General features: G+C 53.4%; 18 protein-coding genes and 1 pseudogene. 14 read left to right on the top strand and 5 right to left on the bottom strand.

Features of this window, described 5'->3' with window-relative positions:
* Positions 1 to 154: 154 nt before the first annotated feature.
* Both ABF287_RS06485 and rarD read left to right on the top strand, forming a co-directional pair.
* A complete protein-coding gene (locus ABF287_RS06485; RefSeq protein ID WP_347184199.1) occupies positions 155 to 757 on the top strand; it encodes a superoxide dismutase in 603 nt (200 codons plus the stop codon).
* A 163-nt stretch (positions 758 to 920) separates the two neighbouring features.
* Positions 921 to 1880 (top strand): EamA family transporter RarD, encoded by a 960-nt coding sequence (gene rarD / locus ABF287_RS06480; RefSeq protein ID WP_347184198.1) that lies wholly within the window; start codon positions 921 to 923, stop codon positions 1878 to 1880.
* On the opposite strand, the gene ABF287_RS06475 is transcribed toward rarD, so the two are convergent.
* Entirely contained in the window at positions 1820 to 2377 is a 558-nt protein-coding gene (locus tag ABF287_RS06475) for a TIGR00730 family Rossman fold protein (protein WP_347184197.1), read from the bottom strand. The genes rarD and ABF287_RS06475 overlap by 61 nt on opposite strands.
* A gap of 118 nt (positions 2378 to 2495) precedes the next feature.
* Between ABF287_RS06475 and ABF287_RS06470 the strand changes: the two genes are divergently transcribed.
* From ABF287_RS06470 to ABF287_RS06450, 5 genes are all read left to right on the top strand, one after another.
* The gene (locus ABF287_RS06470) at positions 2496 to 4109 is read left to right on the top strand and encodes a LysM peptidoglycan-binding domain-containing protein (protein ID WP_347184196.1); all 1614 of its coding nucleotides are present in this window, start codon (positions 2496 to 2498) and stop codon (positions 4107 to 4109) included.
* Positions 4110 to 4303: 194 nt separating this feature from the next.
* The gene (locus ABF287_RS06465; RefSeq protein ID WP_347184195.1) at positions 4304 to 6127 is read left to right on the top strand and encodes an ABC transporter ATP-binding protein/permease; all 1824 of its coding nucleotides are present in this window, start codon (positions 4304 to 4306) and stop codon (positions 6125 to 6127) included.
* A 113-nt stretch (positions 6128 to 6240) separates the two neighbouring features.
* Complete coding sequence (locus ABF287_RS06460) at positions 6241 to 7647, top strand: deoxyribodipyrimidine photo-lyase (protein WP_347184194.1); 1407 nt, start codon at positions 6241 to 6243, stop codon at positions 7645 to 7647.
* A 95-nt stretch (positions 7648 to 7742) separates the two neighbouring features.
* The gene (locus ABF287_RS06455) at positions 7743 to 8990 is read left to right on the top strand and encodes a cyclopropane-fatty-acyl-phospholipid synthase family protein (protein WP_347184193.1); all 1248 of its coding nucleotides are present in this window, start codon (positions 7743 to 7745) and stop codon (positions 8988 to 8990) included.
* A 119-nt stretch (positions 8991 to 9109) separates the two neighbouring features.
* A complete protein-coding gene (locus ABF287_RS06450; RefSeq protein WP_347184192.1) occupies positions 9110 to 9973 on the top strand; it encodes an NUDIX domain-containing protein in 864 nt (287 codons plus the stop codon).
* Positions 9974 to 10000: 27 nt separating this feature from the next.
* Here ABF287_RS06450 and ABF287_RS06445 read toward each other — a convergent pair whose 3' ends face one another.
* The 3 genes from ABF287_RS06445 to cobA all read right to left on the bottom strand — a co-directional run bounded on the left by ABF287_RS06445 (position 10001) and on the right by cobA (position 13476).
* Complete coding sequence (locus ABF287_RS06445) at positions 10001 to 11218, bottom strand: MFS transporter (protein WP_347184191.1); 1218 nt, start codon at positions 11216 to 11218, stop codon at positions 10001 to 10003.
* 111 nt (positions 11219 to 11329) lie between these two features.
* Positions 11330 to 12619, bottom strand: coding sequence for a cobyrinate a,c-diamide synthase (locus ABF287_RS06440; RefSeq protein ID WP_347184190.1), 1290 nt, complete (start codon positions 12617 to 12619; stop codon positions 11330 to 11332).
* Complete coding sequence (gene cobA, locus ABF287_RS06435) at positions 12616 to 13476, bottom strand: uroporphyrinogen-III C-methyltransferase (protein ID WP_347184189.1); 861 nt, start codon at positions 13474 to 13476, stop codon at positions 12616 to 12618. Before cobA ends, ABF287_RS06440 begins: the two co-directional genes overlap by 4 nt.
* 106 nt (positions 13477 to 13582) lie before the next feature.
* On the opposite strand from cobA, the gene ABF287_RS06430 reads away from it, so the two are divergent.
* The 5 genes from ABF287_RS06430 (at position 13583) to ABF287_RS06410 (ending at position 17842) form a co-directional block, all read left to right on the top strand.
* Positions 13583 to 14650, top strand: coding sequence for a cobalt-precorrin-5B (C(1))-methyltransferase (locus ABF287_RS06430; protein ID WP_347184188.1), 1068 nt, complete (start codon positions 13583 to 13585; stop codon positions 14648 to 14650).
* A 13-nt stretch (positions 14651 to 14663) separates the two neighbouring features.
* Positions 14664 to 15392 (top strand): cobalt-precorrin-6A reductase, encoded by a 729-nt coding sequence (locus ABF287_RS06425; protein WP_347184187.1) that lies wholly within the window; start codon positions 14664 to 14666, stop codon positions 15390 to 15392.
* Positions 15393 to 16034 carry a DNA-3-methyladenine glycosylase 2 family protein gene (locus ABF287_RS06420; RefSeq protein ID WP_347184186.1) on the top strand — a complete coding sequence of 214 codons (642 nt, stop codon included), beginning with the start codon at positions 15393 to 15395 and terminating at the stop codon, positions 16032 to 16034.
* A complete protein-coding gene (locus ABF287_RS06415; RefSeq protein ID WP_347184185.1) occupies positions 16034 to 16699 on the top strand; it encodes an alpha/beta fold hydrolase in 666 nt (221 codons plus the stop codon). The genes ABF287_RS06420 and ABF287_RS06415 overlap by 1 nt, the downstream gene beginning before the upstream one ends.
* Positions 16700 to 17251: 552 nt before the next feature.
* A complete protein-coding gene (locus ABF287_RS06410) occupies positions 17252 to 17842 on the top strand; it encodes an HNH endonuclease (RefSeq protein ID WP_347184210.1) in 591 nt (196 codons plus the stop codon).
* A gap of 1 nt (position 17843) precedes the next feature.
* On the opposite strand, the gene ABF287_RS06405 is transcribed toward ABF287_RS06410, so the two are convergent.
* Complete coding sequence (locus ABF287_RS06405; protein WP_347184184.1) at positions 17844 to 18803, bottom strand: radical SAM protein; 960 nt, start codon at positions 18801 to 18803, stop codon at positions 17844 to 17846.
* Between the two features lie 297 nt (positions 18804 to 19100).
* On the opposite strand from ABF287_RS06405, the gene zwf reads away from it, so the two are divergent.
* Together zwf and ABF287_RS06395 are read left to right on the top strand one after the other, a co-directional pair.
* Positions 19101 to 20555, top strand: coding sequence for a glucose-6-phosphate dehydrogenase (gene zwf / locus ABF287_RS06400; protein WP_347184183.1), 1455 nt, complete (start codon positions 19101 to 19103; stop codon positions 20553 to 20555).
* Positions 20552 to 20693, top strand: a pseudogene (locus tag ABF287_RS06395) (6-phosphogluconolactonase); the annotation flags it as partial. The gene zwf and the pseudogene ABF287_RS06395, both read left to right, overlap by 4 nt.

The following is a 20693-nucleotide window of genomic DNA, read 5'->3' as shown; positions in this document are numbered from 1 at the left end:
TCTATGGCGTGGCAAAGGTGGGTAGGGCGTGCAAAATCTCAAGCAAGCTTGAGGTAAAATCGCACAACTTTGCGGGTCTACCCTTGACCCCGCGCGCGCATGGCATCACCTATAGGGCAATCAAACGCACCATATTTACAGGGGAGCCTTTATCATGGCCTTTTCACTTCCAGATCTTCCATACGCTCACGATGCACTTGCTGATCTCGGCATGTCCGCTGAGACACTCGAATTTCACCACGACCTGCACCACAACGCTTACGTGACCAATGGCAACGCTGCTATTGCTGGCACTGAGTGGGACGGCAAGTCTTTGGAAGAGATCATCGTTGGCACATACGACAAGTCTTCTGTCGCGCAAAACGGCATCTTCAACAACATCTCACAGCTTTGGAACCACAACCAATTCTGGGAAATGATGGGTCCAAACCAAACCGCTATGCCTGGCGAGTTGGAAAAAGCTTTGGTTGAATCTTTCGGTTCTGTTGAAGAGTTCAAAAAGCAATTCTCGGCTGCTGGCGCTGGTCAATTCGGCTCAGGTTGGGCTTGGCTCGTGAAAGACACTGACGGTTCACTCAAAGTGACCAAAACAGAAAACGGTGTGAACCCATTGTGCTTTGGCCAAACAACATTGCTTGGCTGTGACGTTTGGGAACACTCATACTACATCGATTTCCGCAACAAACGCCCTGTGTACCTCACAAACTTCCTTGAGAAGCTGGTGAACTGGGAAAATGTTGCCTCCCGTTTGGGCTAAGCCCTGACGCGATATGATAAAAGAAAAGGGCGCCTTTGGGCGTCCTTTTTTGTTTTGGCTTGGCTGTACTGATCGTTTTTGAACCAAGGGCTGTGCGCTGCTTTGTATTTTGGTATACCAATTTACGCTTGCACGAACGTCGCTTTGAGCGCCAACTGCAACAATGACTGATCGCAAAACCGGATTTCTGGCCCTATTCGCTGCCTACACTTTGTGGGGCATCTCGGCGCTGTACTACCGCGAGGTGAATCATGTGCCGGGGCTTGAGGTTTTGGCGCATCGCACGTTTTGGTCTTTTGTGCTGTTTGGCACTGTGATCGTTTTGCAAGGGCGCCTAAAAGAACTGTTGTTTTTGCTGCAACCCAAAAGCGGCGCGCAAGGCTTGTACCGGATTGCACCTGCTGCCATGTTCGTGTCGCTCAATTGGTTTTTGTTCATCTACGCCATTCAGTCGGATCAAACGCTTGAGGCCTCATTGGCGTACTACATCTTTCCGCTTATGGCCGCTGGCGTCGGCGTGGCTGTGTTTGGCGAGCGTCTGCGTGGGTTGCAGTATGTGTCGATGCTCTTGGGATTCGGCGCAGTTATGGTCTTGACCATCGGTTTAGGGGCGGCACCTTGGTTGGCTTTGACCATGTCGGGCAGTTTTATCCTGTATGGCGCGATCAAAAAGGGATTGGCCGTGGGTGCTGTGATTTCCATGGCGGCAGAAGCCGCTTTGCTTGCGCCCTTCGCCTTGGTCTATTTGATCGGGGCCGAAGTTTGGGGCTGGGGTGGGACGCCTGCGCAAATGGCTGGGGCATTTGGCGCCAACATGCATGACACCCTGCTGTTGATCCTTGCGGGAGCAGTCACAGGGGTGCCTTTGATCTTGTTCTCATTCGCCTCGCGCCGCGTGTCGATGATCGTGCTGGGGCTGGGCAATTATCACAACTCCACCCTGCAATTGATCATCGCCGTTTTGGTCTTTGGTCAGATCGTCACCCTATGGCATATGATTGCTTTGCCGATGATCTGGACAGGGCTGGCGCTGTTTACATGGACGGCGTGGCGGATTGACGTTCAAGAGCGCAAGGCGCGCAAATCTTCTGTGAGCTCTTCCACGGAAGAGACTGTTTTATAGAAGCTTTTGTTGATATCACTTGCAAAGCCTTCTGCAATGACATGGTCGATCAAGGCCTCTAAGGGCGCCCAGTAATCATTCACTGACAGCAGGTAAATCGGTTTTTCATGCAGGCCGATTTGTTTCCATGTCAGCACTTCGAAAAACTCATCCAAAGAGCCTGCGCCACCAGGCAAGACCACGATAGCATCGCAGTTCATGAACATGACTTTCTTACGCTCATGCATGTTTTCCGTGACCACAAAAGTCGATAAATCTGTCTTGCCGACCTCTTGTTTCAGCAGGTGCACAGGGATCACGCCAAAGGTGCTTCCGCCTGCATCTTGAGTCGCGCGCGCAACAGTGCCCATCAAGCCGACATCACCAGCTCCATAAACCAAACGCCAATTTTCATCTGCAATCGCACGCCCAAAGTCATCTGCGGCTTTTGCGTAATCAGGGTGTGCACCAGAGCGTGCGCCGCAGAAAACGCACACAGAAAGTGAAAAATCAGCCATTTTGAACCCTTTTAAGTCATACAAAGCAAGTAAGTCTTTGACCCTTGTTAGGCTCATTGCTACCTTGGCTCAACCCCTCTCAAAAGATGAGGGGACAAAGGGAAACGGGAACACAATTATGCCTCTTAAACGGGCCTTTGGAACAGCGACATTGCCCGTCGCTGGGGTGTCTGCTGTCGCAATCGCAGCCGTCATCGGATACTTCTTCTTTACTGGAACTGAGCGCGGGGACGAACAGTCGTCGCCAAGCGATCAACATTCTGCGCCAGTTGCTGATATCGCAACGCCCAAAGCCGCGCCAGAGGTGGTGGTCGCCGAAACACCATCTGAGCCAGCGCCCAAGCCAGACGTAGAGGTTGAAGCCGCATCAGACAATGCGCCGGCGGTTGCCCCCCAGACTGCGCCGCAAGCGGAACCTGAGCGTGAGGCCGTAGAAAATGCATCTGAGCCCGAAGCTGAAATCAAGCCGAGTGATGACACCGCGCAAGCCTCCGACGCGCAGGGGGCTGCCGGAGTGGTTGAAGCTGAAACTGCTGAGACCACTGAGGTGACGCAGCCTGAAGCGTCACCCGCACAAGCGGCCTCTGACTCTGTTCCGTCATCTGATGTTGTCGAAATGGCCGAAACCACAGTGGACGTTGTGCGTATTCCGTCCTCTGGCGTGTCCACGGTCGCAGGCCGCGCGGAAGCGGGCGCAGATATCTTTATCTTTGTGGATGGTATCGAAGTTGCCCGTGCCAAAGCCGGGGCAAGCGGCGACTATGTGGCTTTGTTCGATTTGCCATCTGTGGATCACCCGCGCGAAATGCAAATTGCTGCGCAAAAAGACGGCAACCGTGTTTTCGCCAGTGATTCAATCGTGATTGCACCTGTTGTGGCAGCCCCGTCCGAGGTGACATCCGAGACACAAATGGCATCCGCCGAGACAGCTGATGAGACGGCGCGACCCAGCGCTGACATTCAACCTGTAGAAACCGCAAATGCGGAAAGCACAGAGGTTGAAGCCACAGATACTGCGCAGGCGAGCGCAGAGACAGCAGTTCAAACCACCACAGCTATGGCCGAGAAAACCGTCGCTGAAGAGCAACCAAAACCTGATGCAGCGCCGACAATCATGGTTGCGAATGACGATGGGGTGAAAATCCTGCAGTCTTCTGGTCCCATCAAAGGGGTTAGCATCGATGCCATCACATATGATCCCAATGGCGGTGTTTTTGCCTCAGGGCGTGGCACGCGTGGGGCTTTGGTGCGGTTATATTTGGACAATGATCCCTTGATGGATGCACGTGTTGGTGCAGATGGTCAGTGGCGTACTGAGTTACAAGTGGCCGCAGGTCTATACACGTTGCGGGCCGATATGGTTGACGAGGCGGGCAAGGTGCTTGGGCGTGTGGAAATTCCATTCCAACGTGAAGATGTTGCCGTTTTGGCTGGCCTGTCGGACCAAGATACGTCTGCGGATGCGCAAGTCGCGTCAACAGATGCTGAGCAGAGTGGGACTAGCGATCAATCTGTCTCGGATACACCGGCGGATCAATTGGACGCGCCGCAACCTCGGATGTCTTCGATCACGGTTCAACCCGGCAATACGCTTTGGGGGATCGCGAGTGATACCTACGGTGAAGGGCGGCTTTATGCGCGGGTGTTTGACGCGAACGCGGCGCAGATCAGGGATCCCGATTTGATTTACCCAGGCCAAGTGTTTGTCTTGCCGCCAAGTGAGACGCGCTAGGGTAGGCGACACGTCGTAACGTGAAAGCAGGCATGCTCAGATGCCGTTTGTTTTGGTGCGGGGCGTATTGCCCCTGTTTATGGCCCGCATCACAACCTATATAGGACGTTCTGGCAGCAAACAGACGCGCAACACGCGTCTGTCCCCGTACCACGAAGACGCCTAACTTGTTCCGTATTTTCAAAGGCAGAGCTATGTCCCCACGTCCATCCATCACCAGTGACAAAGGCCCAGAAAACGGTTGGTCCGTGGCAAAACAGGTCGCGCCCTATCTTTGGCCTAAAAACAACCGCTCCGCGCGCGTGCGTGTGGTGTTGGCTTTGTGCGTCATGGTGTTGGCCAAGGTCGTCTCGGTCACTGCGCCGTATTTGTATAAATTGGCTGTGGACGTGTTGAGCGGAGACATCGCAGAAAAGCCCGAAATGATGTTGGTGTTTGGGGCTGTTGGTTTGACCATTGCTTACGGTTTTGCGCGATTGATGACCAATGGGTTTCAACAGTTGCGCGATGCTATTTTCGCGCCTGTTGGACAGGCCGCTTTGCGTGAATTGGCGTTGCAAACGTTTAAACACATTCATGCTCTGTCACTTCGGTATCACCTGACGCGCAAAACAGGCGGCTTGAGCCGGATCATTGAGCGCGGTGTGAAAGGCGTGGCCTTTTTGCTCAACGTGATGCTGTTTGGGATTTTCCCGCTTATTCTTGAACTGAGCATGGTGTTGATCATTCTTTGGGTCACCTTTGGGTTTTCTTACCTGTCTGTGGTGGCTGCAACGATCGCTGCCTATGTGATTTTCACCTTTAAGGTCACAGAATGGCGGGTGAAAATTCGTAAAGAAATGAACGACCAAGACAATGACGCCAATCAAAAGGCTGTCGATAGTTTGTTGAACTACGAAACGGTGAAGTATTTTAACGCCGATACCCGCGAAATCGCGCGCTACGACACCGCGATGGCGGCCTATGAGAAAGCCGCAATTAAGACGGAATACTCCCTCGCGTTTTTGAACTTTGGTCAGTCGGTCTTTATCACATCAGGCTTGGTTGTTGTGATGGTTTTGGCCGCATTGGGCGTGCAAAATGGCAGCATGACTGTCGGTGATTTTGTCATGGTCAACGCATACATGATCCAAATCACCATGCCGTTGAATTTTCTCGGATCAATGTACCGCAACATTCGCCAGTCTATGGTCGATATGGAAGAGATGTTCGGCCTTTTGGAACAACCTGCCGAGGTTGTTGATGCTGACAATGCCCAACCTTTGACGGTGACGGGCGGGGCGCTTGAATTTAAGGATGTGGACTTTGCCTATGATGTCGAACGTCCCATTCTGCGCGGTCTGAATTTGTCTGTCCCTGCGGGCAAAAAAGTGGCTGTGGTCGGCCCATCTGGTGCTGGTAAATCCACCATCGGACGTATGCTATTCCGGTTTTACGATATCGCATCTGGCAGCTTGCAAATCGATGGTCAGGACGTTCGTGACGTGACCCAAAAAACCTTGCATGCCGCGATCGGGGTGGTGCCGCAAGACACCGTGTTGTTCAACGACACCGTGCGCTACAATATTGGCTACGGCAAAGACAACGCCAGCTTTGATGAAATCGTCGCGGCCGCCAAAAAGGCGCAAATACATGACTTTATTCTCAGCCTACCCAAAGGCTATGAAACCCAAGTGGGGGAGCGTGGTCTCAAGCTGTCTGGTGGTGAAAAGCAGCGCGTGGGGATCGCACGCACGCTTTTGAAAGACCCTCCGATTTTGCTGCTTGATGAGGCCACCTCAGCGCTTGATACGCAAACAGAACGTGACATTCTGGGCGCTTTGAAAGCTGCGGGTGAGGGGCGTACCGTGATCACCATTGCCCACCGCTTGTCGACTGTTGCAGATGCCGACGAGATTGTTGTGTTGGAGCAAGGGCAGGTCATCGAACGAGGCACACATGAAGAGCTGTTGGAGCGTCACGGCAAATACAGTGCCATGTGGGCGGCGCAAGCCGAGGACCGCGAAGACGCGGCCTGAGGGCGCCAATCTTCAAGCCTTTGGGGTTCTAACAAATTGAAATTTATAAAAAAGTGATCCAGTGGCGCTGGCGCCCCGTACCCTTTTAAATAAGACAAAAACGGGACGGGGCGATGACAGCAATCTGGTGGATACGGCGCGATATGCGGCTTGTGGATAATCCCGCGCTGTGTGCTGCTGTGCGTGCGGGCGATGTGATACCAGTGTTCATTCGCGACAGTAGTGTCGATGCCTTGGGCGCCGCACCGAAATGGCGGATGGGCTTGGGTCTGGAGCATTTGATGCATCAGATTGAAGCACTTGGCGGTAATGTAGCTTTGCGAAGTGGTGATGCCCGCGAGGTTCTATTGCAGCTGGTGGAAGAAACGGGTGCGACGAATGTCTATTGGTCGCGCTTGTACGATGCTGAGGCGATACGTCGTGACACAGATGTGAAAGCGGCCCTCAGTGACAAGGGGATCAACGCGCAGTCTTTTAACAGCCATCTGTTGTTTGAACCATGGACGGTCGAAACCCAGCAGGGTGGCTTTTACAAGGTCTATACGCCGTTTTGGAATGCGGTGAAAAACAGAAATGTTGCGCCTGTTTTGGACATTCCATCGATCGCGTTTCATGCAGCATTACCCAGCGAACATCTGGATGATTGGCGGCTCGCAGCCGACATGCAACGTGGTGCAGATGTGGTTTTACCGCATGCCTGTGTGGGCGAAGCGGCCGCATTCAACAGGTTGCAAAATTTCATTGAGCAACACGTCGACCACTACAAGGCGAAACGTGATGTGCCGTCTGAACCTGTGTGCTCGGGTCTGTCGGAAAACCTAAGCTACGGCGAAATTTCTCCGCGCCAAATATGGCACGCGGGGCTGCGTGCGCTTGATGAAGGTGCCGCTGGGGCGGAACACTTTTTGAAGGAACTCGTCTGGCGCGAATTTGCCTATCATTTGCTGTTTCACAATCCGGATTTGGCAACGCAAAACTTTCGTCCGCACTGGCGCGCCTTTCCTTGGAAAGCCGAAGACGATACGCCAGAGGTTACGCGTTGGAAACGTGGGCAGACGGGCATTCCATTTGTGGATGCCGCAATGCGTGAAATGTATGTGACGGGGACGATGCACAATCGTGCGCGCATGATTGTCGCGTCCTATTTGACAAAGCATTTGCTGACGGATTGGCGCATCGGGCGCGCATGGTTTGAAGACTGCTTGATCGACTGGGATCCGGCGTCAAATGCCATGGGATGGCAATGGGTTGCAGGCTGCGGTCCAGATGCCGCCCCCTATTTCCGTGTGTTCAACCCTGAAACACAAGCGGCAAAATTTGACAAAGACAACGCCTATCAAAAGCGTTGGATTGCAGAAGGTGCACCGGAACCAAGCACAACAGCATTGAGCTTTTTCGACGCTGTCCCGACGGTTTGGAACCTATCACCAAAGAATTGCTATCCAGCACCAATTGCATCACTGAAAGAAGGACGAGAGCGTGCCTTAGAAGCCTATGGGGCGCTCCCAAAGCCGTCATGATTTTGCATCTGCAGCGTGACGGAACAACATAAATTTGATAAATTTAAACTAGCAAGCACCATGATAAGGCAGCACTGGTAAGAGAAGGGGGCAAAATGCTCGATCATACGAAGCAAGACTTGGATGCGTCTAACGTGTTCACCACCACAAAGGGGCAGCGCAACTTGCCGCGGTATTTCGCGCAAGCTTTTGCCGTGATTTCGCGTTTGGAGCGTGGGCAACTTGATTTCGTACTAACAGATGGTCGTGTGTTTCGCGCCAAAGGGCGTCGTTATGGCCCGAAAGCTGTGGTGCAATTAAAAAACGACGACGTGTTTGCGCGTTTGGTGCGCGAAGGCGATCTCGGATTTTGCGAGGACTACGTTCAAGGCGGCTGGGATACGCCAGATTTGCAGGCGTTTATGGATTTGGTGCATGCCGACAATGACGAACTGTATGACAGCTTTCCGGGCATGGCTATTGTTCGCTTTTTCGAACGCCTGCGGCATCGTCTAAACTCAAATTCCAAACGCCAAGCCCGCAAAAATATTTCTCACCATTACGATTTGGGCAATGCGTTTTACGCGTCATGGTTGGATGAAACTATGACCTATTCGTCAGCGCTGTTTGAGACAAACGCAGAAACCCTGCCAGAAGCACAGATCGCGAAATACCGCTCGATGGTCGATGAATTGGGCGTGCAATCTGGCGATCATGTCCTTGAAATTGGTTGTGGCTGGGGCGGGTTCGCAGAATATGCAGCGGGCCAACGCGGGCTGCGCGTGACGGGTCTGACTATTTCAAAAGAACAGTTTAACTTTGCTACAAAACGTATTGAAAAGGCTGGTCTTTCGCATCTGGTTGATATCAAAATGCAAGACTACCGCGACGAGGCCGGTCTGTATGACGGCATCGCCTCAATTGAGATGTTTGAAGCCGTCGGTGAAAAGTATTGGCCTGTCTATTTTGATACGTTGAAACGTTGTTTGAAACCAGACGCACGGGCGACGCTGCAAATCATTACCATCCAAGAAGCGCGGTATGAGATTTATCGCAGTTCCGTTGATTTCATTCAAAAACACATATTTCCGGGCGGGATGTTGCCAAGCCCTAACGTGTTGCGGACGCAGATTGATCGCGCGGATTTGAAGTTTGAACAGTCCAAAGAATTTGGCGAAAGCTACAGCAAAACGCTGCGACTTTGGTACGAGACGTTCAACGACAAGTGGGACGAAATCGAACCACTTGGTTTTGATGCAGAGTTTCGCAAAATGTGGAATTTTTACCTGACGTCCTGCGCGGCGACATTTCACAGCGGAAATTGTGATGTCACTCAGATCACAATGTCCAATCCGAAGGCATAGATTCCTTTTCAGCTCCACATCGCACGTATTCGCTTTATCGACACTGCTTTTGCCTTACACATAGGGCAAAGTGGTGGCGGCCCAATGGGGCGCGACGTGTTGAATACCTAGGTAAACAGATGACTGTACGCTCCGCGTTTGAAGCGCTCGAAGACCGATTTACGTCCGAAGAATTGGATTATCTGAAAACGGTCTTGAATGGGCCTGAGCCCTTTGTGACGCCTGCATTGATTGTAGCGGCGGCGCATGAGGTTTTGGCCTATATGCCATTTGAGCCAGCAAGAGACGTTGCCGCGCGGCGTAAAATGATTTTGGTGCGTGCCGATAGTCGGCTGCGCGCCCACAAAGGCAGGCCGATGGGGCAGGGAACCTCGCTTGCGCGGCAAGGGTTCGATCTTGAGGCTGTGCAGACCCATGCCTCAAGCTATCCCTATTCCGGTTTTTTTGCGATTGAGGAGCAAATACTTTCACATACGCAGTTTGACGGCACGTCGTCTGACAGAATGAAACGTGCTGCGTTTGTGTCTGCGGACGCTGTGACGGTGTTGCCCTATGACCCTGTGCGCGATCGGGTGCTTTTGATTGAACAGTTTCGGGTGGCACCCTTTGTGCGCGGAGATCATCAACCTTGGTTGCTGGAAGCCATCGCAGGTCGCGTGGATGCAGGTGAATCTGAAGAGACAACTGCACGGCGTGAAGCGATTGAAGAGGCAGGGATTACGGTGACGGACTTGCATCTTGTCAGCGGGTATTACCCATCCCCAGGTGCTATGACTGAGTATGTGACGTCCTATGTCGGGATCGCTGATTTACCAGACGAAGTTGTCGGGGTTGGCGGGTTGGAAGATGAACACGAAGACATCGCCAGCATGCTTTTGAGTTATGACGACTTTATTTCCTTGGCGGATCAGGGCGCTTTGGACACAGGTCCCTTGATGTTGTCCGCGCTTTGGTTGTCGCGTCACAAACACAAACTGTCTTAGGTACAGATATAGATTACCGCTTTGATATTACGCCTTTTTAGGCTGCATCCAAAGCCAAATCAGTGCAGCCCCCGCCAATGTCAAAAACGGGATCATCGCGATGTTTACAGCACTCCAACCATCTTGTGGCGTGCCGCCGGAACAGTTCATCAAGCCACCTGAGGCCAAAGAGGCAAAGGTCACGCCGCCGAATACCAACAGATCATTCATGCCTTGAACGCGTCCGCGCTCAGACGGCTCATGCGACGATGACAACATTGCTGTTGCGCCGATAAAGCCAAAGTTCCAACCAACACCAAGCAAGATTAGCGCAATAAAGAAGTTGTCAAGCGTGATGCCTGAAAGCGCCACAACGCCCGCTGCAGCCAAGATCACCAAGCCGGTGGCCATGATTTTCTCCACCCCAAAACGCGCGATCAGGCTGCCGGTGAAGAACGAGGGAATGAACATGGCCAAAACGTGGAACGACACCACATCGGCTGCATTGTTTTGAGTAAACCCACAGCCAACAACGGCCAAGGGTGTCGCCGTCATGACAAGGTTCATCAAAGCGTAGGACACCATGCCGACAATGATCGCCACAGCAATGCGCGGGGTTTTGAGCAGCTCCCATTTTGAGCGCCCAAGACTTTCGCCCGCTTTCGCGACAGGCGGTTTTGGGATGTTGAGAAACAAAAACAATGACGATCCCACGATGTTGATCGCGATCACGGTTAGATAGGTGCCCAAAAATGGCACGACCATGGCCTGTGCAGTCAGTTTGACCAGTTGCGGGCCGATGATGGCAGAGGCCAAACCACCCGCCATAACGTATGAAATCGCCTTGGGGCGAAAGGCATCTGACGCCGTATCTGTGGCGGCAAAACGGAAGAACCCTTGCGACGACTGATAAACGCCAGTGAACAAGCCGCCGAGTACAAACAGCCAAAAGTTTTGCTGCAACAATGCTATCGCGCCAATCGCCGCGCCCAAAGCACCTGCACCAGCGCCAATAAAGAAACCCACCTTACGACCATACTTTTGCATGATATTCGACATCGGCGTCGCGGTCAGCATTGACCCCAGCACCGTGGCGGTGATCGGCAAGGTTGCGAAACACAGGTTCGACGCCAAAGATTGTCCAGCAAGGCCAGCAATTGTGAAAATCATCGCCATTTGCGCGCCAAGGAAAGCTTGGGCCGCGACCAAGATGAACACATTGCGTTTGGCGCGGGCGTGGTTTTCAGGCGTGGTCATGCTGGTCATAGGGAAACTTCTTTAATGCAATGGGCTAAGTTTCAATGTGTAAGGCCGTTTGAATAAAAGAACACGCGACAAATTGTGCGCATGGGGTTCGCGAATTGTGATGAATAGGCGCTATGCGCGATCAATCAGATGCATGAAAGAACCAGAAACGGATCCGTTGATCAATCCGGCCTCTGGCAACTCCTGATTCATGGCATCTTTTGCCGTAAACAAAGCGGAGCCACTGGCTTTTAACGTGGTCGCATAGTGGAATTCATGCGCCGCCCATGATCCTGCAAACGGACCCGTTTGAGCAGTCACTGCGCGGTAGCCCAAATGCAGTTTTCGCGTCTCAAAGGATGTCTCCAACCCCAAAAGGCCCGCCATTTTGTGACGATTGCCATCCGCGTCGATCATTCCATCCCCCAACACCATATAGCCTCCGCATTCACCGTAAACGGCGCGGCGGGCCGCGGCTTCGCGCAGACCTTGCATAAAGTGATGATTGCCCGAGAGTTGGCCTGCGTATAATTCGGGGTAACCACCCGGCAAATAGGTCAGCGCCATAGGTGCAGGCGCTTGGTCCGCAAGGGGCGAAAAGAATGAAATTTCAGCGCCTTGCGCGTGCCAATCAGCCAAGAGATGCGGGTAAGCAAAGGCGAATGCGGCATCTTGAGCCACGGCAATGCTTTGCGCTGGGGGTGGCGCGGGCTTGTGCGGAGAAGCTGCTTCCACATCCTGCGTCAAAGCTAGAATTGTATCCAAATCAACATGGGCTGCGACGCTGTCGGCGACTGTGTTGAGATAGCTTTCTAAGTCCGTGCGCTCTTGCGCTTGGACCAATCCCAAATGACGATCTGGGTGGACGATGTCCGCACTGCGCGGCACGGCCCCCAACACAGGCACGTCGATAAGGGCCAAAGCGCGCTCAAGCATATCGCGGTGGCGCAGGGAGCCGACTTTGTTCAAAATCACCCCTGCGATACGTACTCGAGGATCATGCGCCACAAACCCAGCCACAGTGGCGGCAATGCTTTGCGCCATCCGTGCGGAATCCACGACCAAAATGACTGGAATATCAAACAGACGCGCCAAATCTGCTGACGCGCCTTTGCCGTCTTGGGCGGGATCAAGGCTTGGTGCACCGTCGAACAGGCCCATCGCGCCTTCAATGACCAACGTGTCTGCGGATCCAGAGTGGGCGAGGGCCGTCAATCGGTTTGGGGTCATGGCCCAAGCGTCCAAATTAAAACAGGTCTGTCCGCAGGCGGCCTCGTGAAACCTTGGGTCGATGTAATCTGGGCCAGATTTGGCCCCGCGCACGGCATGACCGCGCCGCGAGAGCGCCCGCAAAAGGCCCAAAGTCAAAGTTGTTTTGCCAGAGCCCGAATGCGGGGCTGCGATCAAAACCGCACGGGTCAATCGCGCACCTCAGCCGGTTTGCCGCGCCCGAGTGGATCGAGATTCCGCGGTGCTTCACCACGTGCCAAGGCCTGCCAATCCAGAACTTGCCGCATCAAAACGGAACGCCCAACGCAAATGATTGCGGGCGGCCCCATTTCGGTTTTGGCAATGTCGTCAAGCATCGCGCCGAGTGTGGTTTCCAGAACCTTTTGATTTGGCGTGGTGGCTTGGGAAACGATTGCAACAGGTTCATCCATGCCGCGCCCAGCGCCAAGCAGACCGTCGCGAATAGAAGGCGCGTGTTTCATGCCCATATAGATGACCAAAACACCAGAGGCGCGTGACAGTGCATCCCAATCCAGCGTTTTCGTGGCTTCGCCAGTTTGGTCGTGCCCCGTGACAAAGGTTACGGCTTGGTTCACGTCGCGGTGCGTCACAGGAATGCCGGCATAGGCCAATCCGCCGATGCCAGCTGAAATACCCGGCACAATGCGCACATTCACGCCATGTTGGATCAGGGTTTGCGCTTCTTCGCCGCCACGACCAAAGACGAACGGATCGCCCCCTTTAAGACGCAGCACACGTTTGCCCTGTTTGGCGTAGTCCACCAAGGTCAAAGAAATATCGACTTGTTTGGCCGATGGCTTACCACCGCGTTTGCCCGCATAGACTTTTTCCGCCGCAGGATTGGCCCAGTCCAAAATTTCTGGCGCAACCAATGCATCATAGACAATGACATCCGCTTGGCGCAGAGCATTGACAGCGTGCAACGTCATCAGACCAGGGTCGCCGGGGCCTGCGCCACACAGCCAAACCCAGCCAGGTTCGATTGTAGGCCAGTTTCCGGTGGGCAAAGAGAGTGTTGATTCTTCCATAAGCGATTTATGCCTCACTGCGACGGGCTGTGAAAGGCTCACAACGCTGTCTTTGTGCAAGAAAACGCATAGCAATCCGCTGGACCATCATTCTATAGTGCCCGTAATGACAAATAACCCGACCCCCTTGCGCCGTGGCTGGACCACAGGCGCCTGTGCCACCGCCGCCACGCGTGCGGCTTTGATGCAGTTGTGGGGGGAGGGTTTTCCTGATCGTGCGCGCATTACACTGCCCAAAGGGGAACGTCCCGAGTTTGCCTTGTCGTTCACTGATTTTGGCACTGATGAAGGCAAAGACTGGGCCGAAGCGGGGATTATCAAAGATGCCGGCGACGATCCTGATGTGACGCATGGGGCTGAAATCCGTGCACGGGTGACGCGCTCATCAGGGGGCGTTGTGTTTAAAGCGGGCCTTGGCGTTGGCGTCGTGACCAAAGCGGGCCTGCCCATTGGCGTGGGCGAGCCTGCAATCAATCCGGTGCCGCGTGAAATGATGACCGCGCAGGTTGTGGAAATGGCTGCGCGTTTGGGCCAAGACCCTAATATTGAAATTACGATTTCTATTCCTGATGGTGCCGAGATTGCGCTTAAGACATGGAACCCGCGCCTTGGCATTAAAGGTGGTCTTTCGGTTTTGGGGACCACGGGCGTCGTGCGCCCCTTTTCCTGTGCGGCTTGGATCGCGTCGATCCATCGCGGCGTCGATGTGGCGCGGGCTGAAGGGCTGACGCATTTGTCTGGCTGTACTGGCGCGACCTCTGAGCGGATCGTTCAGGCGCATCACGGGTTGAGTGACGCAGCGATGCTCGACATGGGTGATTTCATCGGCGGTATGTTGAAATACATCGCCAAACATCCCGTTCCTCGTGTGACCATCGGCGGCGGGATTGGCAAGATTGCCAAGTTTGCCCAAGGGGAGATGGATTTGCATTCCAAGCGCAGCCAAGTTGATTTGCCGTTTTGGGCGGATCAGTTGGGGCTGCCTGAAATTGCTGGGGCCAACACAGCGCTTGAAGCGACGCAAATTGCCGGACCGGTGTTTGCCGAAACCGTCGCACGAAAAGCGTTGGAAACAATCAATGCGCGGTTTAAAACCGCCGCAGATGGCAGTTCCATCGCCTATGACATCGTGGTGATTGACCGCAAAGGTCAAATCTTGGCCACAGCTTCCTAAGAAAGGCAGACCTATGATCCTACTTCTCGCGGGTACCGCGGAGGCGCGCAATTTGGCGGGCTATATGAAGGACGCTGGTATTGATTGTATTGCGTCTTTGGCAGGGGCCACGCGCACGCCGATTGATTTGGGCGTGCCGACGCGCGTTGGCGGCTTTGGCGGGGCAGATGGGTTTACGGCTTTTCTTGAGGCTGAACATATCACTGCGGTGATTGATGCCACGCATCCTTTTGCGGATAAAATCACCGCACGCACTGCGGACATCTGTAAAGCGCGCGGCTTGCCGTATTTGCGGTTTGAGCGGGCGCAATGGATCTCACGTACAGGGGACGCGTGGCACCGCGCAGATACATATGCCGACTTGGAGCGATTGATCCCCAAAGGCGCGCGTGTGTTCGTGGCCACGGGACGTCAAAGCTTGGCACACTATGACACTTTGCAAGATCGCCATTTGATGTGTCGGGTGATAGATACGCCGACTGCTCCGTTCCCTTATGCCAATGGTGAATGGATCGTTGGGCGCCCACCGTTTTCCGAAGCCGATGAGCGCAAGACATTTGAGGCGTTGAAACCTGATTGGCTTGTGGTGAAAAACGCAGGCGGAGCAGGGGGTAAAACCAAACTCGCAGCGGCACGTGCTTTGGGCATACAGGTCGCGATGATGACACGCCCAGATGCTCCAGATGGGATCGAGCGCCGCGAACAGATTTGTGATGCGTTGGAATGGGCGGAGCAGTTCTGAATGAGCGATGACAAAGGCGTGCGGCGCATAACCTGTCAGGCAGATGTCGACGCCGATGCGGCAGTTTTGGCGGCGCTGCATCCGCAATTTGCCAAAGCTTTGGCTGCAACTGGCCCGCTGCCTTTGCGTTTGCGCAGCGATGGGTTTGAGGAATTGGCCTCTGCTATCGTCAGCCAACAGGTGTCTGTCGCCTCAGCCAATGCCATTTGGACACGCGTAAAGACAGCTGGTTTGCACAATGCACCTGCGATCCTTGGCGCGTCAGACGAGGCATTGCGCGGCTGTGGGCTTTCACGACCCAAGGTAAAATATATCAAAGCCTTGGCAGAGGCGCAGATCGATTTCGACGCACTTCGGTCCGCGTCCACCGAAGATGTCATTGCGGTGTTGACGCAAGTTAAAGGCATTGGGCGTTGGACGGCGGAAATTTACGCGAAATTCTCATTGGGCCACGCAGATGTCTTTGCCGCCAATGATTTGGCGCTTCAAGAAGCTGCGAAGCTCTTGTTTCAGCTGCCTGAACGCCCAAATGAAAAGCAAATGCGCGCATTGGCTGCGCAATGGGCCCCATATAGGTCGGTTGCAGCGCGGCTTTTATGGGCATACTACCATGTTGAGAAAACCCGCGAAGGAATACGCTGATGTCTGTGCTCGATCACAAAGTAAAAGAAAGTCTGTCTGGATCCGCTCACTCTGTGGTGGTGTTTTTGCACGGGTATGGGGCCAACGGCGCCGACCTTTTGAGCCTTGCGGACCCTTTGGCAGAACATATGCCAGACACAACATTCTATGCGCCCGATGCGCCTGAGCTTTGCCCTGGCAATCCGGGTGGATATCAGTGGTCGCCCATTCCGTTCATGGATGGATCATCAGAAGAAGAAGCTCGGGCAGGGCGCGAACGCTCTGCGGCTGAGTTGAACTCCTATTTGGATGATATCTTGGTGGATCACGACCTTGAGCCGTCACAAATGGCTTTGGTTGGATTTTCGCAAGGTACGATGATGGCATTGCAAATTGGACCGCGCCGCGAAGATGCTCTTGCCGGCATCGTCGGTTTTTCTGGGCGTTTGCTTGAACCAGAAATGTTGTTGGAAGAAACGCGGTCTCGCATGCCGATTTTGTTGGCGCATGGCGACCAAGACCCTGTGGTGCCAGCAGATTCGTTGCCCTCTGCCATTCGCGCCTTGCAGGGCGCAGGATTTGAAAAGGTGTACGGACATGTGATGGAAGGCACTGCGCATGGGATTGACCCTGAAGGCCTGTCTGTTGCGCTTGCATTCTTGCGTGAACAGTTTGGCTACGAATAACTGCTGAGCAAGGTGCAGATTTTGAATTGATTGCGCAGGCGTCATGAGACTGTAGAGCGTGCGTATCGGCCAAAAACTGCACTTTTCCGCCATATGATGTCAGAAGCGCTTGACGGCATATTTCTAATTGTTACGCTTTGTCTATGCACTGGATGGAGGAATGTCCTATGGAACTGATTTTTACTTTGAGCGCCGCAGCTGCCATGTTTATTGCAGGTGTTGCCTTGGTTGGACAACCGCAACGTCGTGCTATTCGCGTACGTGCACAGGACAAACGCCGCTAACGCCATCGTTTGATTGACGCGCAGTTTCGTCAAAGCGCGGTGGTTTGATTTGAGATTTAGGAAAGATCGCATGGTTTAACATGCGGTCTTTTTTTGTGCGTTTTGTCATATCTGTGTCATTTGGTCTGCGTAAACCTTGGTCACGGCCAAACATATATACAGGGGTCTTGCCAGCTTTCCCCCCCGATATATAGTAGAGGTAAGTCTAGGACAGAGTCCTTTGCGGCACACTGTTCACAGACCTGACAAGGATGAGGCGTGATTGACCATGCAAACGGACAGTGATTTTCGAACAGAATTTGTGAGAGAGCCTATGGCGCGCAAAATGCACCCTGCGTTGGTGTTGAATGCGGACTATAGGCCATTGTCTTATTACCCGTTGTCTTTGTGGCCATGGCAGGAAGCGATCAAAGCTGTGTGGCTCGATCGTGTCGACATCGTCGCCGAATATGACCATGTGGTGCGAAGTCCACGACATGAGATCAAGATCCCGTCTGTTGTCGTCCTAAAAGATTATGTCAAACCTCAAAAGCGCGTGGCCTTCACGCGCTTTAATTTGTTTTTAAGGGATGAGTTTTGTTGCCAGTATTGTGGATCAATGGGGAATTTGACCTTTGATCATGTGATTCCACGCGCCCGTGGTGGCATTACCTCTTGGGAAAACGTGGTGGCGGCGTGTCAGAAATGTAATCTGCGCAAAGGATCTAAGTCCTTGCGTCAAATCGGTATGCAGTTAAAGAAAACACCTCGTGCGCCTGAGTGCGAACAATTGCGTAACGTCGGGCGCAAGTTCCCGCCAAACCATCTTCATGACAGCTGGATCGACTTTTTGTACTGGGATTCAGAGCTCGAAGCGTAACTTACGCTGAACAGCTGGCGCCACCGAGGACGCAGAACTTTGCACAGTGTGGATGGTTTAGGGCCACGTCTTTCTCTGCTTCCTTGAGTGTCGCACCAAGATCAAATTGGCGATCATAGGGCAGGAGGGTGCAGGCTGCCACAGATGGAGCTTCGCCTTTGCGTTTCACCACCATGCGTGAACTTGCACACATCACGGACTCAGGTGATTTGTTTAGGATGCCCCAGCAGTCTGTGGTGATTTCGGGCACGTCGACGCTTGCATCCATTTCAGGGAATACAACTGTCATTGCTGGATTTTGTGCGTCGATGTCATAGGCGCGTGCCACAAACAGTGCTGCAAAGCCCGCACGGGCTTCGGCGTCGGTTTCATCCCACAACGACCGCGCTGCGACCGCCATTGTAAATCCCGCATCGCGCAGCCAATCCATCCCAATTAAAGTCCGTTTGAAACTGCTCGCACCGCGCATTTTATCGTGATTGTCTTCAGACCAATGATCCAGCGACACACGCAACGTCAGCTTGTCGGAATAGGTTTTTTGTATGTCCAAAAGCCCAGCGCGCACGGAAGGGCGCATCATCGGCGCCATGGCATTTGTAAGAATCAACACCTGATATCCGCGTTCCAGTGCCACCCGTGTCATGTCGATCATCTGCGGGTTCATAAAGGGTTCGCCACCGGTGAACGCGATTTCGGTCACGCCCCAGTCCAATTCGGCTAGCTCATCCAAGTAGGCGCGCACGTCTTCCGTCGTGATATAGACCAGCGCGTCATTGGTGGGCGAGCTTTCAATATAGCAGTTCACACAAGTGATGTTGCACAGCGTTCCAGTGTTAAACCAAAGCGTCTGCGGATTGCTCAAAGACACGGTCGCACGGGCATCCCCCTTGGCTGTCACCTTAGGATTGATGAATTTTTCACCATGTGGCCAATTTGAACGATTTGCGTCTAAGTCTCTCATCTGAATGCTCATTGTGACTGGATTAACCTGTGGTATGCGTTTGTATCGTTATTGGAAAGGCTGTTTTGCCATTTCTACGGCTTTGTGAACGCTGCGCGAGTGCAGCCAAAATGGTATGCCAAAATGCAAGGCAGACGAATTGGCAAACGGGTGCTAGACTTTGCTTATTCGGGCGGATAAACCTAAGTCGTTAGCGCTAACGGCGTTTTGGTCTAAGACGATACGGCGCTGCATTTCATCGGTGTAGGCGCCAAACATATACAAAGCGCCGTAAACGCGCACTCAAGGAGACACATCATGGTTTCACGCGTCATTCCTGTCGAAGACTTTGACTTGGTGATTTTTGGTGGTACGGGCGATCTGGCCCGTCGTAAAATTTTGCCAGGCTTGTACCGACGCTTTTGTTCCGGCCAAATGCCAGCACAAGCACGCATCATCGGCGCGGCGCGGTCTGAATTTGGAACGCCAGAATTTCGCGGCATGGTGCGCGACGCTATTCACGAGTTTTCCGAGAAGAACGATTGCGACGAAGGCAAAATCGAAGAATTCTTGGCGCAACTTCACTACGTGACAATCGATGTAATGGGCGATGGCGGTTGGGCTGAGCTGAAAGATTTGATGCGCGACGGTGTGGTCAAAGCCTTTTACTTCTCCGTTGCACCAAAGCTGTTTGGGGCGATCGCAGAACGTTTGCACCTCAGAGGGATTTCAGACCCTAAAAGCCGGATCGTGGTGGAAAAACCCTTTGGCCGAGATTTGGACACTGCCAAGGCGTTGAACGCTGATTTGGCTGCGCACTTTGACGAGACGCAGATTTACCGGATCGACCATTACCTTGGCAAAGAAACCGTGCAAAACCTGATGGCTGTGCGCTTTGGCAATATCTTGTTCGAGCCTCTGTGGAATGCGCAGTACATCGATCACATTCAAATCACCGTGGCGGAAACCGTCGGCGTTGGTGGACGTGGCGAGTATTATGATCGTGCGGGTGCAATGCGCGACATGGTGCAAAACCACTTGATGCAGCTGTTGTGTTTGATCGCAATGGAGCCACCAAGCAAGTACGATCCAGATGCTGTGCGTGATGAAAAACTGAAAGTTATCCGCGCTTTGGAACCTATTGCGCCGCACCATATCGTGCGTGGCCAATACGATGCGACGGATACGGAACAATCGTATCGCGAAGATGCGGGCGATCCAAAATCTCGCACCGAAAGCTATATTGCGCTACGCTGTCAAATCGCCAACTGGCGTTGGGCGAACACGCCGATTTATATGCGCACCGGTAAGAAACTCAAAGCGCGCGCGTCTGAGATTGCTGTGGTGTTTAAAGAAACACCGCATTCCATTTTCGGCGAAGAGGCTGGCACTCACGCCAACGTTCTACGCATTCGTTTGCAGCCAAATGAAGGCATGACATTGCAAGTGACCATCAAGGAGCCAGGCCCTGGTGGCATGCGTCTTGTGGATGTGCCGCTTGATATGTCGTTTGCGGACGCTCTGGGCGACGCAGCCGAGGATGTGCCAGAAGCTTACGAACGCCTGATCATGGACGTGATCCGTGGCAACCAAACACTGTTTATGCGCGGCGATGAGGTCGAGGCAGCGTGGGCCTGGACGGATCCATTGATCAGTGGCTGGACCGCCCGCAACGATGTGCCAAAGCTTTATGATGTTGGGTCTGCTGGTCCAGAGGATGCAAATTCGATGCTAAAACGCGAAAATCGTGCGTGGCGGGAGATCAAAGAATGAAGCTGATTGAATACTCAGACCGCGATGCCTTGATGCTGGACTTGGCTGACATCATTGCTGGAGAACTGACCTCGGCGCTTGAACATTCCGATCGTGCGTCTTTGTGCGTTCCAGGCGGAACAACCCCAGGCCCGATTT

The sequence above is a fragment of the Pacificibacter sp. genome (genome assembly GCF_039769035.1).
GTDB lineage: Bacteria > Pseudomonadota > Alphaproteobacteria > Rhodobacterales > Rhodobacteraceae > Celeribacter.
This window is presented reverse-complemented; position numbering and strand designations above follow the sequence as displayed.

Excerpts from the sequence above, each read along its gene's own strand:
- ABF287_RS06485 (WP_347184199.1), top strand. The coding sequence starts at position 155 with ATGGCCTTTTCACTTCCAGATCTTCCATACGCTCACGATGCACTTGCT.
- rarD (WP_347184198.1), top strand. The coding sequence starts at position 921 with ATGACTGATCGCAAAACCGGATTTCTGGCCCTATTCGCTGCCTACACT.
- ABF287_RS06475 (WP_347184197.1), bottom strand. The coding sequence starts at position 2,377 with ATGGCTGATTTTTCACTTTCTGTGTGCGTTTTCTGCGGCGCACGCTCT.
- ABF287_RS06470 (WP_347184196.1), top strand. The coding sequence starts at position 2,496 with ATGCCTCTTAAACGGGCCTTTGGAACAGCGACATTGCCCGTCGCTGGG.
- ABF287_RS06465 (WP_347184195.1), top strand. The coding sequence starts at position 4,304 with ATGTCCCCACGTCCATCCATCACCAGTGACAAAGGCCCAGAAAACGGT.
- ABF287_RS06460 (WP_347184194.1), top strand. The coding sequence starts at position 6,241 with ATGACAGCAATCTGGTGGATACGGCGCGATATGCGGCTTGTGGATAAT.
- ABF287_RS06455 (WP_347184193.1), top strand. The coding sequence starts at position 7,743 with ATGCTCGATCATACGAAGCAAGACTTGGATGCGTCTAACGTGTTCACC.
- ABF287_RS06450 (WP_347184192.1), top strand. The coding sequence starts at position 9,110 with ATGACTGTACGCTCCGCGTTTGAAGCGCTCGAAGACCGATTTACGTCC.
- ABF287_RS06445 (WP_347184191.1), bottom strand. The coding sequence starts at position 11,218 with ATGACCAGCATGACCACGCCTGAAAACCACGCCCGCGCCAAACGCAAT.
- cobA (WP_347184189.1), bottom strand. The coding sequence starts at position 13,476 with ATGGAAGAATCAACACTCTCTTTGCCCACCGGAAACTGGCCTACAATC.
- ABF287_RS06430 (WP_347184188.1), top strand. The coding sequence starts at position 13,583 with ATGACAAATAACCCGACCCCCTTGCGCCGTGGCTGGACCACAGGCGCC.
- ABF287_RS06425 (WP_347184187.1), top strand. The coding sequence starts at position 14,664 with ATGATCCTACTTCTCGCGGGTACCGCGGAGGCGCGCAATTTGGCGGGC.
- ABF287_RS06420 (WP_347184186.1), top strand. The coding sequence starts at position 15,393 with ATGAGCGATGACAAAGGCGTGCGGCGCATAACCTGTCAGGCAGATGTC.
- ABF287_RS06415 (WP_347184185.1), top strand. The coding sequence starts at position 16,034 with ATGTCTGTGCTCGATCACAAAGTAAAAGAAAGTCTGTCTGGATCCGCT.
- ABF287_RS06410 (WP_347184210.1), top strand. The coding sequence starts at position 17,252 with ATGCAAACGGACAGTGATTTTCGAACAGAATTTGTGAGAGAGCCTATG.
- ABF287_RS06405 (WP_347184184.1), bottom strand. The coding sequence starts at position 18,803 with ATGAGAGACTTAGACGCAAATCGTTCAAATTGGCCACATGGTGAAAAA.
- zwf (WP_347184183.1), top strand. The coding sequence starts at position 19,101 with ATGGTTTCACGCGTCATTCCTGTCGAAGACTTTGACTTGGTGATTTTT.